The organism is Rhodococcus sovatensis (genome assembly GCF_037327425.1).
Classification (GTDB): domain Bacteria; phylum Actinomycetota; class Actinomycetes; order Mycobacteriales; family Mycobacteriaceae; genus Rhodococcoides; species Rhodococcoides sovatense.
The window spans coordinates 4,457,567-4,474,392 of the sequence record NZ_CP147846.1; the positions used below are offsets into that span (position 1 = coordinate 4,457,567).

General features: G+C 61.6%; 15 protein-coding genes, 2 tRNA genes and 1 pseudogene. 8 read left to right on the forward strand and 10 right to left on the reverse strand.

Annotation, left to right across the window (positions count from 1 at the left end; translation table 11 throughout):
- Window positions 1-439: 439 nt before the first annotated feature.
- The gene (locus WDS16_RS20820; RefSeq protein WP_338887344.1) at window positions 440-2,845 is read left to right on the forward strand and encodes a helix-turn-helix transcriptional regulator; all 2,406 of its coding nucleotides are present in this window, start codon (window positions 440-442) and stop codon (window positions 2,843-2,845) included.
- A 12-nt stretch (window positions 2,846-2,857) separates the two neighbouring features.
- On the opposite strand, the gene WDS16_RS20825 is transcribed toward WDS16_RS20820, so the two are convergent.
- A complete protein-coding gene (locus tag WDS16_RS20825; RefSeq protein ID WP_338887346.1) occupies window positions 2,858-3,493 on the reverse strand; it encodes a hypothetical protein in 636 nt (211 codons plus the stop codon).
- Between the two features lie 49 nt (window positions 3,494-3,542).
- Window positions 3,543-4,370, reverse strand: coding sequence for a hypothetical protein (locus WDS16_RS20830; protein ID WP_338887347.1), 828 nt, complete (start codon window positions 4,368-4,370; stop codon window positions 3,543-3,545).
- Between the two features lie 352 nt (window positions 4,371-4,722).
- Here WDS16_RS20830 and WDS16_RS20835 point away from each other — a divergent pair, with 352 nt between their 5' ends.
- A complete protein-coding gene (locus WDS16_RS20835) occupies window positions 4,723-5,700 on the forward strand; it encodes a diguanylate cyclase domain-containing protein (protein ID WP_338893557.1) in 978 nt (325 codons plus the stop codon).
- Window positions 5,701-5,876: 176 nt separating this feature from the next.
- On the opposite strand, the gene WDS16_RS20840 is transcribed toward WDS16_RS20835, so the two are convergent.
- From WDS16_RS20840 to WDS16_RS20850, 3 genes are all read right to left on the reverse strand, one after another.
- Window positions 5,877-5,949 (reverse strand) — tRNA-Arg (locus WDS16_RS20840).
- Between the two features lie 51 nt (window positions 5,950-6,000).
- A tRNA-Ser gene (locus WDS16_RS20845) sits at window positions 6,001-6,090 on the reverse strand.
- A 115-nt stretch (window positions 6,091-6,205) separates the two neighbouring features.
- Window positions 6,206-6,958: a dienelactone hydrolase family protein gene (locus WDS16_RS20850; protein ID WP_338887349.1), complete on the reverse strand. Its 753-nt coding sequence runs from the start codon at window positions 6,956-6,958 to the stop codon at window positions 6,206-6,208.
- 91 nt (window positions 6,959-7,049) lie between these two features.
- Here WDS16_RS20850 and hisC point away from each other — a divergent pair, with 91 nt between their 5' ends.
- Window positions 7,050-8,126 carry a histidinol-phosphate transaminase gene (gene hisC / locus WDS16_RS20855; RefSeq protein ID WP_338887351.1) on the forward strand — a complete coding sequence of 359 codons (1,077 nt, stop codon included), beginning with the start codon at window positions 7,050-7,052 and terminating at the stop codon, window positions 8,124-8,126.
- 9 nt (window positions 8,127-8,135) lie between these two features.
- Here hisC and WDS16_RS20860 read toward each other — a convergent pair whose 3' ends face one another.
- From WDS16_RS20860 to WDS16_RS20875, 4 genes are all read right to left on the reverse strand, one after another.
- The gene (locus tag WDS16_RS20860; RefSeq protein ID WP_338887353.1) at window positions 8,136-9,173 is read right to left on the reverse strand and encodes an alpha/beta hydrolase family protein; all 1,038 of its coding nucleotides are present in this window, start codon (window positions 9,171-9,173) and stop codon (window positions 8,136-8,138) included.
- A gap of 141 nt (window positions 9,174-9,314) precedes the next feature.
- Window positions 9,315-9,953, reverse strand: a complete 639-nt coding sequence (locus tag WDS16_RS20865) for a hypothetical protein (protein ID WP_338887354.1) — start codon at window positions 9,951-9,953, stop codon at window positions 9,315-9,317.
- Entirely contained in the window at window positions 9,954-11,336 is a 1,383-nt protein-coding gene (locus WDS16_RS20870; protein ID WP_338887355.1) for a DUF2252 domain-containing protein, read from the reverse strand.
- Between the two features lie 51 nt (window positions 11,337-11,387).
- Window positions 11,388-11,591: a DUF3072 domain-containing protein gene (locus WDS16_RS20875; RefSeq protein ID WP_338887356.1), complete on the reverse strand. Its 204-nt coding sequence runs from the start codon at window positions 11,589-11,591 to the stop codon at window positions 11,388-11,390.
- Window positions 11,592-11,748: 157 nt separating this feature from the next.
- On the opposite strand from WDS16_RS20875, the gene WDS16_RS20880 reads away from it, so the two are divergent.
- The 5 genes and pseudogenes from WDS16_RS20880 to WDS16_RS20895 all read left to right on the forward strand — a co-directional run bounded on the left by WDS16_RS20880 (window position 11,749) and on the right by WDS16_RS20895 (window position 16,017).
- On the forward strand, window positions 11,749-12,081 hold the full coding sequence (locus WDS16_RS20880; RefSeq protein ID WP_338887357.1) for an excalibur calcium-binding domain-containing protein: 333 nt from the start codon (window positions 11,749-11,751) through the stop codon (window positions 12,079-12,081).
- 82 nt (window positions 12,082-12,163) lie between these two features.
- Window positions 12,164-13,073, forward strand: a pseudogene (locus WDS16_RS20885) (RluA family pseudouridine synthase).
- Between the two features lie 270 nt (window positions 13,074-13,343).
- Entirely contained in the window at window positions 13,344-13,835 is a 492-nt protein-coding gene (locus tag WDS16_RS28245) for an ImmA/IrrE family metallo-endopeptidase (protein WP_422395689.1), read from the forward strand.
- A complete protein-coding gene (locus WDS16_RS20890; RefSeq protein ID WP_338887359.1) occupies window positions 13,832-14,713 on the forward strand; it encodes a hypothetical protein in 882 nt (293 codons plus the stop codon). The genes WDS16_RS28245 and WDS16_RS20890 overlap by 4 nt, the downstream gene beginning before the upstream one ends.
- A 48-nt stretch (window positions 14,714-14,761) precedes the next feature.
- Window positions 14,762-16,017, forward strand: a protein-coding gene (locus WDS16_RS20895) for an IS3 family transposase (RefSeq protein WP_338887361.1) whose coding sequence is annotated in 2 segments (ribosomal slippage) — window positions 14,762-15,035 and window positions 15,035-16,017 — 1,257 coding nt in all. Because the reading frame shifts where the segments join, the coding sequence is not laid out codon by codon here.
- Between the two features lie 280 nt (window positions 16,018-16,297).
- Here WDS16_RS20895 and WDS16_RS20900 read toward each other — a convergent pair.
- A complete protein-coding gene (locus tag WDS16_RS20900) occupies window positions 16,298-16,708 on the reverse strand; it encodes a transcriptional regulator (RefSeq protein ID WP_338887362.1) in 411 nt (136 codons plus the stop codon).
- Window positions 16,709-16,826 lie beyond the last annotated feature (118 nt).

Here is a 16,826-nt window from a genome sequence, read left to right on the forward strand (position 1 = left end):
ACCGGGATGGTCGGATTTCGTTCATCCCGAAGGATGAACGTCAGGGTGAAAACTGCGTATATGTAACGCCGAGTACGGTTCATTCGGCGTCGGGTGAAAAGCATGGTGAAGCCGTACGTCAACCAGGCAACGAATTATGCCTTCGGTCAGCTTCGAGTCTCCGGTAAGGGTAGCTTGAGTTTTCAACTACTTGGCAGCACGGAGTACCGGAAGGATGTTGTCACCAACAATGCAGGCGGGGCGAATGCCGGGTCCAGAACGGGCCCGCTCAGAGGCATGCGACAGTGCCGAGGATTCGGGCAGCCGTCACCAGCTGGTTTCACTGTTGGATGCACCTGCGCGCTTGCACTTGATCTGTGCACCTCCGGGTTTCGGGAAGACATCGCTGGTCGATGCGTGGATTCGCTCGAACTCCGAGCGCGCACGAACAGCAGTCAGAATGCCCCCACACTCGCGAACCACGGGCGCCACCGATCTCTGGAACGAACTCGCCCAGGTGCTGTACATGCGAGGGTACGTCCCCGGGCCGATCCGAAACAGGCCAGACGAAAAACTCACGCCGTTCTACGGGGTAGTTGCCCTGTTGAATCGGCTCGAGAACCCGATCGTGCTCGTCCTGCATGACCGAATGGACGCACCGATATCAGACAACTTCACGCACGAAGAGATCACTCAACTGCTCGGGCTCTGCCAGGACGTGGACATCGTGCTCATCACTGCGAGCCGGAACTGGCTGGGCAAGGTCGCGCAGACGGGATTCTCCTACGAGGTCATCGATGAGCAGGACTTGGTCTTCTCAGTCGACGACACCAAACGAGCCCTGAGGGCACGAAATATCGACCACAGCCACGACGATGCCGAAGTGGCCCGCAAGGTCACCTTGGGAATCCCCAGCCTGATGAAGTTCGCCACCAACGCGTTCCGCGCTATGGTGACAACGGCACCACGCGGCGACCACTACTTGCGGACGGTATCGCGATCGCTGGATGTCTACGTCGAGGCCCGCATCTACCGGGACGACAGAATCAGCCACCTCCACGGGTTCATCGATGCGATCGCCGCCGCCGAGTCGATAGACGCCGACCTTGCGTATGCACTCTCGCGGCGCCCCGGAACAGATGCAGCTCTCGCTGAACTCCATGCTCGCGGCCTCCTCATGATCGACAAGTCGACCGCGGAATCCGGGAGGTGGATGTTCGCGCCGGCGCTGCGCGAGGCAATCCTGAAACGGCAACGGGACGAGAACAACGATCCGACCCCGCGGTTGATCTACGTCGCGCGCTGGCATTACGACAACGGCAGCTATCGGGATGCGCTGCGACATGCCATGCAGGCCCAAGACTGGACATTGACCATGGACATCATCGAAGCGCAGTGGGTTGTCCTGTTCTCGCATGACGTGTCGACACTGCGGGCTGCGTTGCGCGCGCTGCCCGTCGACCGACTTTCCGGTCGACCGTTGCTCAGCGCCGGTCGAAAGCTACTGACAGGTGTAGATGCTTTACCGGTAAAGACACCGTTCGTCCTGCCTGCCACCGTCGACCGATTGCATACGTTGGCTGCGTCCAGGGGAGCCCACGAGACGCTGGTAGCAGGAACCGTGCACTCGGTTCTGGCCAGGATGAGCGGGGACTACGCAGCAGCTGAGGTGCTTACACGCCGACTGTCGATACTGTGCAGACTGATGCTCGACCTCGCACCCGACACCGAGATCGATGCACTTGGCCTGCTCCGCTACCAGTGGAGTATCAACTTCCAGCTGGCGGGTCAACTGCATGATTCGAGCATCGAAGCCGCTCTGGCATATCGAGATTCCGGTTCCGATGCGCTGAACATGGTTGCGCGGGGGTCCGCTGGCACCTCTGCCCTGAATTGGGCACTGATCGGTGAACACCATCGAGCTCAGGAATGGTTGGTTCGCAAGAGGCTTCACCCCTTCACTCACGGATGGCTCGAGCCGGTCATTCGAACATCCGGTTTGGCAGCCCGAGGGCTCATCGCGCTCGATGCACTCGATCTCGAACGCGCCGAATACACCGAAGCGCAATTGTCCACCGTCGGTAGCCGCGACGAGTTGTGGCCGTTGGTATCTTACGTGCGTTCGAACTATGCTTTACTGCAAGGTATTCCAGCTCCCGCGCTCGATCAGCTGCGTCGCCACAACATGAACCGCCCCTCCGATACCGAGAAGCCCTCGTTGGTGCGCTGGCTACTCACCGCCGTCGAGATCGACCTGCTCTTGGCCTGTGGATGGGGCAATCACGCAGACGCAGTTGCTGCGCGAGCGGGAAGCGACGACTGGGCGACCGTAGCCCGTGCCCGGGTCTACGGCCTCACCGGTCGGCACACCCAGGCGATCTCGACTGCACGCACGCTGTCGAATGCGGCCTCGGTGCCGCCACGCTTGTTGGTCGATGCACTCCTGATCGAGGCGTCCAGCCAACTCTGCCTACACGACGAGGCCGCAGCGGTCTCTGCGTGGACCCGCGCCACCAGCCTTGTCGACCACATGAAGCTGCACCGAAGTTTGGCGTATATGCCTCGCAGCGACATCGAAACTCTGGAGCGGTTGGCTCCCAAGCAATCCGCTGCAGCGCGGTACGTCCTGTCGCTTGGGCTCCAACCGGTGTTCAGAGTCCCGATCACGTTCGTTGTACTAACCGAACGAGAGCGAGCTGTGCTGCATGCACTGGCGGCGGGTTTGGGCCACAACCACATTGCGCAGGAGCTGTTCGTCTCGACAAACACGGTCAAGAGTCAACTGCGCTCGGTATACAAAAAACTGAAGGCACACACCCGAGACGAAGCGCTCTCGGCCGCACGCGATATGGGACTACTTGCCTGAACTCCCGCGGATTCAGTGGCCCCTGGTGTCAGCCTTCTCCTCGACATCATTCTCTTCTGTGGTGCTGGCTTCTCCTCCGGCGACGAGCGCACTGAGTTGCTGACTGATGGTTGTCAGCTCGGACATCAGCTTGTCGCGATCGGAGTAGACCTGTCGCACATCCGCTTCGGCGGCAGCGTGACACTCTGCGGCCGCACGTGTTGCCTCGGCCAGGATTTTTTGGGACTCAGCCTGCGCGTCTTTGCGCTCCGCAGCTGCCTGCAACGAGATCTGTGCTGCTTCCTGCTCCGCCAGGATTAGAATCTGTTCCAGGCGCGCGCTTATCTGCGGCGCCGTCATCGGTGACGCCAACGCCGTTGCGAGTTTTTCTCGAGCGAGTTTCGCCTCCGCGCGATCGTCCGTTGACTTCTGTGTCAGTTCTTCGAACTCAGAAGAAATTTGGTCCCGCTCGACAGTTGCTGCGGCAAGCTGCGACCGAAGCTCGTCGAGTTCTCGTTCAAGTTTGTCTATGTGCGTTTGTTGTTGGTCGATCTTGGAGATATTTCTCTCGAACTTGGTGTGCAGACGACGAACGTAGTCCTGCACCTGCTGGGTAGCGTATCCGCGACGTTGGACGTCGAAGGGAAGTTCCAGATTGGAAACGGTCATGAGAAGTAGCCTCGCTCTAGTTCGGTCGTCGATTTGCGGTCTGCCTCGGTCAGAGCTCGAGGTCCGCAATGGTCATATTTGAGGTGTCGAGCGCTACCGCTGCGGCGGTCGAGCTGTCACGAATACCGACCTTGTACGTTCCCGGCAGAAGTCCAAGGAACGAGTACTCACCCTCTGTCGTAGCGGGCACAGTGCGTTCGATCCACTGATGACATGAGTCGATCCCGGTGAGTTGCACCGCCGTGGAATCACTGTGCGGTTCACTGGACACCGAGCCGGAAATAGCGCCATATGCATGGCTGTATGTCGCCTCTCGACCGGGGATCCCTGCCACCGACACACCCTCTGGATCGCACGGAACGAGTCCCGCTTCAGTTGGCGACGCCAGGAAGGCGACGGTGTCGAGTGCGATGGTCCCAGCACGTAGGACGACCGTTGCGGTCACCGGAAGTTGCTCCGCGCTGGTCGATAGTTCGATCGGTACAGCCACCGAAACAGCGGAATTTTCGGCAATGCCGTCCAGTTGGCAGGTGAACCGTCGGGTCTGAAATATGTGGGCACCGGTTCCGTCTCCTGCCTCGACCGATGCCAACCCGACCGCCTCGACCTGCCATCGATCCGTGCATATCTCTGGCTCCCCGAGAGCAGCTATTCCAGGGGGGAACAGGATAGACAACGTCGGATTCAGCAGTGGTTCGCCGGCATTGATCCCGATGTGCAACGTCTCTGTCGTGGTATCGATCTCGGCCGACAGGTCGGTGTTCTGCGCCTGTGCCGCGCCAGCCGAAAAGACCAATGCGAAGGCCGTCAGAATTACTACCTGTGCATTGAGAAGGACTGGTCTGCGGGGTGGGGTGGTCCAGCATGGGTATTTCATGGAAGTCCCCTCTTGTCACATCAGCAACTTATGTAACTCATCCAACCCCGGCTGAGTGCTCGAGATCGGTCATCACGGTATGAAATCCATGGTGAAGCTCGACCCGACCGGGTGATTCCTGGGGTGAAATCGAGGAGCAGTAAGTGGGTCGATCGGATCGCTGGTTCAGCGCCCTGTGGGGCGTTTCGAGATACGGGCCAGTTCTAGCAGATGGTCGAGATCTGTTTTGCTGCAGCAAGTATCGAGTCCTTTCGTGCACGCGAATCATTCAGACAATCGACATGACGCCCATCGGCCTTGCACCGATTCCGCGACGGGCAAACCCCGTTGGACTGTCACACTGAAAACCGTGATGGTCAGACTGAGTGGAACCAATCCGTTGAACGTGATGGCAAGAAAGTACCGGCAGTTTTGTCGCAGTTACCGTCGGGTTCTGTTCCCGTTTCTGGCGTTCATGCTGATCGCCTATTGCAGTTCGGTATTCGTGGCGTATGTCTACGACGGCAAACCTTCTGGTGCGACAGGTGACGCGCTTGCAGCTCTCGTCTGCCTGCTAGGTGTCGTCACGTTGTGTTCGCCTCGTGTGCAACCGTGGCAGCACGCGGTTGCGTTGGCGTGCCTGGTGATCGCACCGCTGATCACCGCTGTGACCCATGACCAGTTGGCTGCGCTGCCTTGGTCGTTGATTCCGTTGATCATGGTGTCGATGTACATTCGCGGAGTCTGCCCGACCGTATCGACCGCCCGTGGTCTGTGCCTGACCATCGCGGCGCTGGCAGTTGCAGCTCTTGCCCTTTCCCCGGCGGAAGCTCCATTTCTGTGGTTTCTTCTGTGGCCTGCCTGCATCATCGCCACAGCCGAGATCTTCGGTTCGCTCGCGGGTTCCCTGCTCGATGCAGTCCTACGCGACCCCTTGACGTCGGTATGGAATAGAGCAGGCGCCGCACATGCAGCATCGGACCTCATCAAACAGGCGGAAATCCACGACGAAGAGGTCACCGTCATCATCCTCGATGTAAACGAGCTCGACATGGCCGAGGTGAGCGGCGGCACCTCGGCAAGACGACAAAGGCTGATCGATCTTATCGATGCATGGCGGGCGCTGTTGCCCTCGTCGGCGGTGCTTGCCCGTCTGGCCGGTAAGGAGTTCATCGCCATAGTCCGCGGCGCCAGGAGTCAGACCCATCTGCTCGCGCACCCCCTGACGACCGGACATGCTGTTCCAGTCAGTTTCGGAATTGCCACCGGCCCGGCAGAACCGGATGCACTCACCGGTTTGCTGTTGCAGGCAGACAGCGACCTCTACCGGAGAAGGGCAGCGCATCGATGACCACAGACATCCATCCGCCTTCACGCCGTCGGCGTTTGTCCTAGCCTGGTGGGCGATGGCGGATCCAGCATGCTCCGCTCCCGCTCCCACCTGCCAGCGAAGCGTTGCCACCAAGCACCGTATACACCAAAAAGACCCCTGAACTGCACGTTCTCGCAGTTCAGGGGTCTTAACTGTGCGCCCGAAGGGATTCGAACCCCTAACCTCTTGATCCGTAGTCAAGTGCTCTATCCGTTGAGCTACGGGCGCGTGTTCTGTTGTGGTCGAGCATCTAACTAGCCGGTAAAACTCTACCAACCGTGGCGGAGGCGAGAGGATTTGAACCTCCGGACCCGGTGAAGGGTCAAGTCATTAGCAGTGACTCCCATTCGGCCGCTCTGGCACGCCTCCTAGGCTGCCGGCCCTCTCGGACCGCCGATGAAAGAGATTACACACGCCGAAGCCGTCAGCGCAAAACGGCTGGTCAACCGCCGGAGTGGAGCCTGCGGAACGACCTAGGGGCCGTTCACCTGAGGAATGAGTCGAACCAGTCGAAGATCCTCGTCTGCGCTTCGATCAGAGCAGCTGTCCCCGGATCGCCGTCCTCGGCGCTGCCCGGTGATGGCGGCGCGTCCGCTCGGTGATGACGACCGCTGTAGCTGACGACGTTGGTAGCCACGGACGCCCGTGTGGCTGCCTCACGAAGCCTCTCGATGTGCTCCGCAGGGGCCCGAGGGTCATCCTCGCCGTACAGACCGAGCCAGGGCGCTTGGAGCGACGGCGCGGCATCGACCAACGCGACGGCATCGGCGTTCAGTGGCTCGGTGATCCCGGCAGCAGCGACACTGACTGCCGCCCCGATCGGACGGTTGGTGGCGACGATCAGAGCCGCGGTACCCGCGTCGTCGAACCCGATGACCCCGACACAATCCGGATACACGCCGCGGGAGGTGAGCCAGTCGAACGTCGCGTCGAAATCGGCGAACAGATTCTCACCGAACACCTCCTCGCCGTCCGCGACCGAGTCGCGATGGAAAAGATCGGGCGCGACCGCGAGCCAGCCTTCCAGCGCAAGCGAGTGCAGCAGCGCCACGAGCGACGGCGGAATCTCCCGGGACTCGTGGAGCACCACGATCCCGCCCCGGACGTTGCCCTCGGGTGCGACAGCGGTGAGCGGCACCTTCTGTTGCACCGCGCGAGGTTGGTCGGTGTCGTCCGGGTCGTTCCCCGGTTCCACATCGATTCGGAGCACTGCCACATCCGTGAAGATTCCCGACATGAATCCAAAATAGTGCCGTCGGGCGCCCCCCGCACCAATACCGCCGGACGCACAGCAATCCCACATGAAGGTGAAGCGCATAATACGAGCTGTGACTGCTCGCATCCGCACCGACCTCGACGCCATCCCCGCCTACGTTCCGGGCCGCAGCTTTCCCGGTGCGATGAAACTGGCCAGCAACGAGACCACTCAGGGACCGCTGCCGAGCGTCCGGGAGAAGATCGCGGAAGCGGTCGCAACCGTCAACCGCTACCCGGATATTCGCGCCACCGAGTTGGTTGCCGAGATCGCCGCGATGTTGAACGTCCAACCCGACAATGTCGCTGCCGGTAACGGGTCCGTCGCACTGTGCCAGGAGGTCGTGCAGATCATGTGCGGCCCCGGCGACGAGGTCGTGTACGCATGGCGCTCGTTCGAGGCGTACCCGATCATCGCGCGCGTCGCGGGTGCCACTCCTGTCGAGGTCCCACTCGACGACAACCACGTCCACGATCTCGATGCCATGCTCGCCGCGATCACCGAGCGCACCCGCGTCGTGTTCGTGTGCAACCCCAACAACCCGAGCGGCACGGTCGTCAGGCGATCCGCCCTCGAGAGGTTCCTCGACGCAGTTCCCCCGCACGTGCTCGTCGTACTGGACGAGGCCTACTTCGAATACGCCCGCGAGAACCCCGAGGGCGAGTACACCGACGGCGTCGAGCTCGCGCGCGGGCGTCGCAACGTCCTGGTCCTTCGGACGTTCTCGAAGGCGTACGGACTCGCCGGGCTGCGGGTGGGATACGCCGTCGGCGATCCGTCGGTCATCACCGCTCTCGGCAAGGTGCGCATCGCGTTCGCCGTCAATTCCGTCGCCCAGCGGGCCGCACTCGCATCACTGGCAGCCAAGGACGAACTGCTGGCCCGCACCGACGCTCTCGTCGTAGAAAGAGAGCGGGTACGTGAGGCCCTCATCGAATTGGGTTACGACGTAGCGCATTCCGACTCGAACTTCGTCTTCCTGCCACTCGGTGATCGTTCTACGCCTTTCACCGAGGGCGCGGCAGAAGCAGGGATCATTTTGCGTGCCTTCACAGGCGACGGCGTCCGGATCACCATCGGTGACCCGGACGAGAACGACGCATTCCTGAAGTACGCAGCTACCGCCGAAACCCGTGCGATCCTGCAGTAAGCCCCCAGGTCAGATACCGAGAGCCCGTTCGAGCGTCGGCCAGGACTCACGCAGATCGTCCTGCCAGTAGGGCCACTGGTGGATGCCGTAGGGCCGGTAGACGACGGTGGCATCGATGTCGAGTGAGCGCAGCCGCGTGTCGAACAACGTGGTGCAGTACAGCGCCGCAGCCTCGAGCGGGCCGCCCTGAGCTGCTTCCTGCAAGCCAGTTCCACCGGGTCCGAGCTCGTAGGGACCGGGCAATCCGGTTCCGACGGAGATGTAGACGTCCTTGCCACGGAGTGCTTCGGCGTTGCGTGACGGGTCGTGTGCCACCCACCCGAAGTCTGCGTTCTCGCCCCACATGTTGGTTGCGTTGCCGCCGTTCATGGCGACAGTTGCGCGCACCGCGTCCTTGAGGTTGTTCTGAGAGTTGTCGTAGCACCCGCTCAGCCCCGCGACACCGGTGTACAGATTTGGGTGACGGGTGATGAGATCCATCGCGCCCTGAGCGCCCATGGACACGCCCGCGATGGCGTTGGTGCCGTTTCCGGAGAACCGTGCGTCGATCAGGGGTGGCAGCTCGGACGTCAGGAACGTTTCCCACTTGTTGATGCCCAGGATCGGATCCGGGACATTCCAGTCGGTGTAGTAGCTACTGGAACCTCCGACGGGAAGAACCACGTTGACGTTCTTGTCGGCGAAGAAGTCGACGATGTCGGTCTTCTGCGTCCAGGTGCTTTCGAGGTAGTTCGACTCTTTACCGGCACTGACGCCGTCGAGCATGTACAACGTCGGCCGGGACACTGCCTGCGCGGCCGGGAGAAGAACCTGAACCTGGACGATCTTGTTCATCGCGGGCGAGTCGACGAATACAGCTGCACGGCGGTCCGTGAGCATGTCGACATGATCGATGCGGGCCGGCCGGGACGGAGCTGCCTGCGCAGATGGCGACGCGGCACCATCCGAGCTGCCTGTTCCGGGGAGCGGCTGGGCCGACACCACACCGGTTCCCAGTATCGACAGCGCAAGGCTGGTTCCCAGCGCTGCAATAACTCGACGGTGCATTACTTATCCATCCTCCCCCGCCGCGCCGATTCCGGCGCAACACGAACAACACGCGTTTCCCAACCTAACTCACGAGTAGATCGACCCTCGCAAGCTGTGGAACCGCTCACAGTAGTCGCAACGAATGACGTACCAAAAGTTCTATCGAATGTTTGGGACTCGTACCAAAGGCCGCATGAGCAGGGCTGCAGCAAGAAAACAGACAGCACCGACGAATGTGCCCACATTCGCGAGTTCGGCGTCCGCAAGCTGACCCGTCGAGGGACGGACGAAGGCTCCGACTGCGGAGATTCCGAACGCGACCGAGCCGATCATATTCAGCCACGTGCTGCGCCAGTCCCGCGCGTGCGGGTCCCACAGTTTGTCGGTCTCGGTCGTCGCGACGACGGCCAGTGCGCTCGCAACCAGGAACGCCGCCGAACCGAAGACGTCGGGCCGCCAGACCCATTTGTCGGCCTCGGACGACGTCAAACCACTGACCATCGCGATTCCGGTGCTGACGTTGAAGAACAATGTGCCGGCAAATTGGAGCGCAGCAGCCCACCAGTCGTACAGCTCGACTCGCTCCGACTCGCTGTCCGGTACCGGGCGGCCGCTCAGTCGCAGGGCAATGAATGCTGCCCCGGTGAAGAACAGCGACCCGACGAAGTACGTGATGTTGTCGAGGTCTGTGCCGACCCACTGCCCGTATCCAGGTACTGCCGCAAGCCCGAACAGCAGCGAGCCGATCACGAAGCCACCGGACTCACGCCTGATGCCCACCGATTCATTCCAGCGCACTCAGACTCCGGCCTGCGCGACCACCCGGCCGCTGTCGATGGCATCGACCAGCGCACGGTGGTCGGACGTGTTCTGGACGGAATAGGCGTCGGCGAACTCGGTCATCGCGTTCTCGAACGCGGAACTCGAACCGAGGTAACCCGCGATCTCGACGCGATCCCCCGCCCTCGCGTGAGCGTAGGCCAGGACCCTCCCGCACAGCCGCCCGTACAACTCCATCCCCCTCGGCGACATCACCTCGATCACCGCGGAGCCTTTGCCGTCGCGTAGTTGCCGCAGATAGAGATCCCGCGTCGCACCGTCGGGATCCATTCCTCTAGCCCACCCCAGAAAGATGTCGCTCGACGCCTGCATGAGGCGTTGCCCCTCGACAACGCGTCGACCCTGGTTCTCGAAGGTCGGTCCGTCGACGTACGACGCGATGACCGACGCCTGGGCTTCCTTGGCCTGCAGGAAGAGCGGGTCGCCTTCGTCGGCGCCCTCCATCAGGATTATCCACGCGCGTGTGCCGACGCTGCCGACCCCGACGACCTTGCGCGCGAGCTGAATCGGTCGGTAGGCGTCGAGCAGAAGCTGCTTATCGTGTTGGAAGGTCTCGCGGTAGGACTGCAACCTGCGGTCGAGCTGCCGGTAGGTTTCGGCGACATCGTCGACGAGGTCTTCCACCGGGACGATCAACGGCGGGTTCGCAATGATGCGTCGACGGCCGTCCGTCACCGTCGTGAGTTTGTCTAGCGCCTGAATATGGTTCTTGGAGCGCGCTTTCCGGATCAGATCTTTCGTCCGCTTACGCATCGTGGAATCGAGCTCGTGCTGGATGGTTTCGAGCTCGTCGGTGATCTCGACGTGCGAATACCAGACCTCGAGATTGCCCAGTTCCGCTTGGCGCCTGATGGTCTCCCGATATGCCAACGCACACGAAGTGGTGATTCGCCTTCGCTGCTTTCTGGTGAATTCGCGGGAGATGGCTGCCACGGCCAAACTTGCGACGAGGCGTTTGACGTCCCACTCGAACGGGCCACGATAGGTCTCGTCGAAGTCGTTGATATCGAACGCCATTCGGCGCTCCGGTGTCGCGTAGACACCGAAGTTGCTGAGGTGCGCGTCGCCACAGAGCTGAGTGGTGATGCCCGAGGACGGCGACCGCGACAGGTCGTCGGCCATCACCAAGGCGGCCCCGCGAAAGAACGGGAACTCCGACGCGGCCATCCTGCCGTACCGAATAGGCACCAACTCGGGCACACGCGTCGCGGCTTGCGTCTCGAGCAGTGCCACCGGGTCGCGCGTGGTGACAGTCAGCGCGGCAAGCGACGCCAGCGGCGTAGATCGCCTGGCCGTCTTGCCGCGCTTGCGCCGGGAGTCGCGGTCGAGGGCGGACGTCATATCCCGATTGTCGGCCTGCCTGCCCGCCGCGTCGTCACCCGTCGAGGATGGTTATCCCCGGCCCGTCTCGGCCTGCAGTTTGTCGATCATCTCCGAGGCTTCCGCCTTCGTCAGGCCGTCGGGGACCTTCTCGTCGGCCTCCTGCGCCAGGGTGTTCAGGTAGCTTTCCTGAGGTCCGGTGATCGGCTCGTCGCCGGTGACCCACTTCTCGGGATCCTTCTCGGGGTTCTGCTTGACCTGCTCGTTTTCGCTCATATGTTCGTATACGCGCTTCGGGTGCGATCCAAACCCGCTAATTCAGACGAATGACACCAATTGACTGTTCAACGACCGCGGCCGCAAGATCGAACCTCACCCCTCCTCGGATCCGGAGAATCTCGTCGCGATCCGGGAACATTGTCAGGAGCTCCACATGATTCGCTCGTCCTCCCTCGTTCGTGTCGGCCTCGGCGGTTTCGTCGTCGCAGCAGCCATGGCGACCATGCCCGCCGTCGCCGCAGCCGATCCTGTCACCGACTTCCTCTGCACTTCCGGATCGTCGCAGTTCTGCCCGGCTATGATCGCACCGGCACCCCAGGTCGCTCCAGCACCTCAGGCTGCCCCGCGGCCTGCCCCGGCTCCTGGTGCGTTCGAGTACAAGAACTGCACCGAGGCCCGTGATGCCGGCGCTGCACCTGTGTACCGCGGTGAATACGGCTACGGTCAGCACCTGGATCGCGACAACGACGGAATCGGCTGCGAGTAGTCCTCGACTTCGCACTTGTGCAGGAGAAATCGCGGTTTCTACCTGCACAAGTGCGAACTCCGCGGCCGGATAAGCTCACTCGGTGAGACGACGGCAGCAACCGCCGCTGCCGAAGAGGCACGGCCTCGACCCCGCGAGAATTCGGATGCCTGCGGATGGCGAGTGGCACACCGTCCGCGAGTTCCTGATCGACACCCTCCCCCCGCATGACCGTGACCCGCATCGACGAGATGCTCGACGAAGGCGCCGTCGTCGACATGCAGGGGCCGCTCACGTCCATGTCTCCGTACGTGCCTGGTGACGCAGTGTGGTTCCACCGAGACTTACCCGTGGAACCCGTTGTGCCGTTCGATATTTCCATCGTTCATTGCGACGATGCCGTGCTCGTGGTCGACAAGCCGCACTTCCTGCCGACCATTCCGCGGGGCGGCCACATTCTGCAGACTGCACTCGTACGTCTGCGCCTGGAGCTGAATCTGCCCGATCTGATTCCCGCCCATCGGCTGGACCGCGTGACTGCCGGGCTGGTGCTGTTCGTCGTCGACCCAGCGCTCCGAGGCGCGTACCAGACTTTGTTTCAGGACCGAAAAGTTCGCAAGGTGTACGAGGCGATCGCACCCACCGATTCGACCCTGCAGTTTCCGTGCACGGTACGCAGCCGCATCGTCAAGGAGAAGTTCGACTTCGCTGCGCGCGAGGTCGACGGTGAACCGAATGCGGAAACGCAGATCGAACTCATCGACCAACGCGGCGACCTCGGCCGCTACCGGCTGCAGCCGCGGACCGGGCGCACCCATCAGCTGCGGCTACACATGAATTCGCTCGGTATCCCGATTCTCGGCGACGACCTCTACCCGCAGCCGACCGAGCGACCCGTCGACGACTTCACAGCCCCACTCCAACTCCTCGCGTCGACCCTCGAATTCACCGACCCGCTCTCGGGCGAAATTCGTCGGTTCGATTCGCGAAGAACCCTCGAGCGGTGGCACTAGCGGAAGCCGACTACGCGGAGTCCAAAGGATCGCGTCCGCCGAGCAGCATCTCGAGGTCGGTGTAGGTCTCCAAAGGCGGTGGCTACCGATGTCCGAGTAGGACATTCGATTTCGCACCGAACCATCGAAAATCACAACGACGACGGACGCAGCTGGATTCCGTTGCAACTGCAGCGGCTCTCTACGGGGCCAGCGAGTAGAATCTAGTTCCACTAGTGATCGAGAGAATTGCAAGAGCGCGGATCTCCCGCGCACTCGAGGAGAAAATGGATGGACCTACGCCGTGTGCGGGAAGTGCGCTTCTGGGACAAAGTGCGAAGAAGTGTGAACAAAATCGCCGCTTTGTGTGAAGCCGCCGATGGTGACGGTCATCCTAGTATCGAACGGGTTGTCGCTATAGCGACCGCGGGGCCGCGGCCGGTGGAGGTACGGAACGCAAGGTTGCCCTGGGGCGTGTTCGGTCGCTGGTTGCGGTATCCGGACAAGGATGTCTTCGAGGTAGCCGACGGATTGCCCTCCCGGGATTGGACGATCGCACACGAGCTTGGACACTTGGTCCTCGGCCACGGAAAGCTCTTCTCCGAAATCGGATCTACTGCGAGCTTGAGATCCGAGCCAAGCACGGTCATGTCACGGTCCTGCGGAGCAGCGTCACACGAGCGCTGCGAACTCGAGGCCGAACGATTCGCGGCACTGTTGTTGGACCGCTTGAGAGTCATAGCTGACCTGTCCGCCAGTGGAACGCAGGAGCTCTTAGGTTGATTCTGATCGCGATTGCGGTCCTGCTCTGGGTTGTGGCATTCGTTCGTCTTGCGCGCTGGGCAGCTAGTCCAGCGTTGTCCCCATCGCTCGGTGCCGCGATAGTGCTGTCCTCGTTGGCTGCACGCGTAACTTTGTTCAACGTACCGGCGCTCTCCGAGTGGCTTGACAACGTGACAAGCTGGCCCAATCTGGCGACCCTCGCTCAGTTGCTGTTTTTGGTCAGCGCCACAGCAGGAGCCCAGATCGTGGTCATCGGCCTTATCCCGGAGATAGGCAGTCCAGGACGCATCGTGCGCTACATGCTGGCGTTGGGCCTCGTAGTTGCGGTTCTCGTGACAGTCCTCTTTGCCGCCGCCGGCAGAAGAAGCCGACTATCGGTGTATGAGTACGCCTCCGAATACTCCGCCGATGGCTGGATCGCCGGCGCCTTTCTGCTGACTATCGGCTACGGCGCGACGGGTTGCGTCGCTATCACAACTATTTCGATCAGGACACTTCGGCGCAGCGGCAGTCGGTGGAGGCCACAGCTACTGCTCCTGGCAATTGGCAGTGGCCTGTTCGCCTGCTACGCCCTCTCCAGGGCCGCCCTGATCTGGGCGAGTCGCGTCGACAAACATTGGTCGGTTCGGCCGGTCTTCGACGCTGGCAGTGCGATTGCCGCAGTGGCGTGCGTTCTCGTCGTCATCGGCTTGACCTGGGAAAGCGCTGGTGCTGTCGTCCGCGCGTGGCGGTACTTGAAGCGTTCACAAGCTCTGTTTGCGCAGATTGACCTTGTGGCACCTGATATGACGAAGCAGGCCGACCGGGTCGCAGGATGGTCCGTCACCCGCCGAGCCGAGGCGCGCTCGGTGGCAATACTCGACTTTCTGACTCTGTGAACCGTACCGGGTTTGATGCCGCTTCGTTCTTTGTGAAGGATGAAGCATATGTCGAAGCGTTACCCGGCCGAGCAACGTGAGCGTGCGGTGAAGATGGTCCTAGACCACCTCCACGAGTACAACTCCGTGTACGGCGCGTGCAAGGCGATCGGACCGAAATTGGGTGTCGGCGCGGAGTCACTCCGGCTCTGGACACGCCAGGCTCAGATCGATGCCGACCAAGCTCGCGGTGCAACAACGGAGGAGCAGCAACGTATCAAGGAACTCGAACGTGAGAACCGAGATCTCAAGGAAGCCAACGAGATTCTGAAGTCGGCATCGATTTTCTTCGCGAGGGAGCTCGACCCTCGCCGCCGCAAATAGTCCAGTTCATCGATCAGATGCGTGCAGAGAACTACCGGGTCGAGTCGATCTGCCGCGTGCTCACCGAGCACGGAGTGCAGGTCGCCCCACGTACGTATCGCAACTGGAAAACCGCACCACCATCGGCCCGCACGATCTCCGACGCCTACCTCACCGACGCTCTCCGCGACACGGTCGGCGAACCGGAAGAGCTGTACGGTCGGCGCAAGATGTACCGTCACCTGCGCAGGAAGGGCCATAGCGCCGCTGCCTGCACGGTCGACCGGCTGATGGGCGACGAAGACATGTCCGGCGTCGTTCGAGGCAGACGGCATCGCACCACGATCCAGGGTGGCAAGAATGCCACGCGGGCCCCTGACCTACTCGACCGTGACTTCACTTCCGAGGCCCCGAATCGGAAATGGGTCACCGACTTCACGTACACCAGAACATGGGCGGGGTTCGTCTACGTCGCGTTCGTCATCGACTGCTTCTCCCGAGCTATCGTGGGTTGGCACGCCTCGACGGTGAAAGACACCAATATGGTCACCACGGCGCTGAAGATGGCACTGTGGCGACGAGATCACTGTGGTCACCGCGTCGGCTCAGGGCTCATCCATCACAGCGACGCCGGCAGTCAATACACGTCGATCGCGTTCGCGGAAACGCTTGTGCTCGAGGGGATTGCGGCATCGATCGGCAGTGTCGGTGATGCCTACGACAATGCGTTGGCGGAGAGCACAATTGGGTTGTTCAAGACCGAGGCGGTATCGAAGAGGAGTCCGTTCCTGAACGGCCCGATGAAGACGATCGACGATGTCGAGTTCGCCACGATGGGATGGGTCGACTGGTTCAACCAGCGACGCCTGCACAGCACACTCGATTACCTCACACCAGACGAATTCGAGGAGGTCTACTACAGTCAAGAATCGGCACTCCCCCCGGAGATGTTGCAAGCGTAGAAGCGGCAAGAAACCCGGTACGGTTCACTGATCACAGACACAGGTTCCGAGGAATTCGGCATCAAGTCCAATGAGGTCAATGAATCGACACCGATAGCTCGAGCCAAGAAGATTGCAGACTGGCTCGAGCTTCGCCTGCCTCGGGACCAGGGAACACTGCATCCCCACGATCTCGCACCGCCTCCGGGCTGGCAGGCCGCCGCTTGGGTCAATCTGGTGCTTACGCAAAGACCGTCGGATGAACAAGCGCAGCTATTGCGTTCATTGCACCCTTGATTGGTCAGGTTTCGTCAGGCAATCTACGTTCCGTTTCCTCTCGAGCAAGCTGCTCGGCCAACTTCAGCACTCGCGACTGTGCCTCCAGCGAGAGACCCGCGCTTCGCCGCGCAATCTCTACGGCGCCCTCTGCTTTGGCGCCCTCCGCGCTCACTGCGCCGTTCGGACCGACCCGGTACGCGTAAGCTTCGTTGCTGAAGTATTCAGGCCGTACGCCGAAGAAGGCTGACAACGCCGACACGATGTCGTACGCCGGACGCGGATTGCGACCGCTACGAAGCTGGGAAAGATAGGGTGCAGACAAACGCCCCCCAGCATCCGTCACCCACTGCGCGACCTCGGTGTTGGTATAGAAGCTACCGTCCGGCGCGCGAACCGTTGCAAACAACCGATTCAGCCGATCGGCGAAGCTCACGAGATCTCCTGCACGGTTGGTTCCAATGTCTCAGGGCGCTGATCCTACCCGCGCAGGGACGCATCGCCGAGATCACGCCCAATCGAAGTGGAACGACCGTACTCTGACCCGTTTCGGA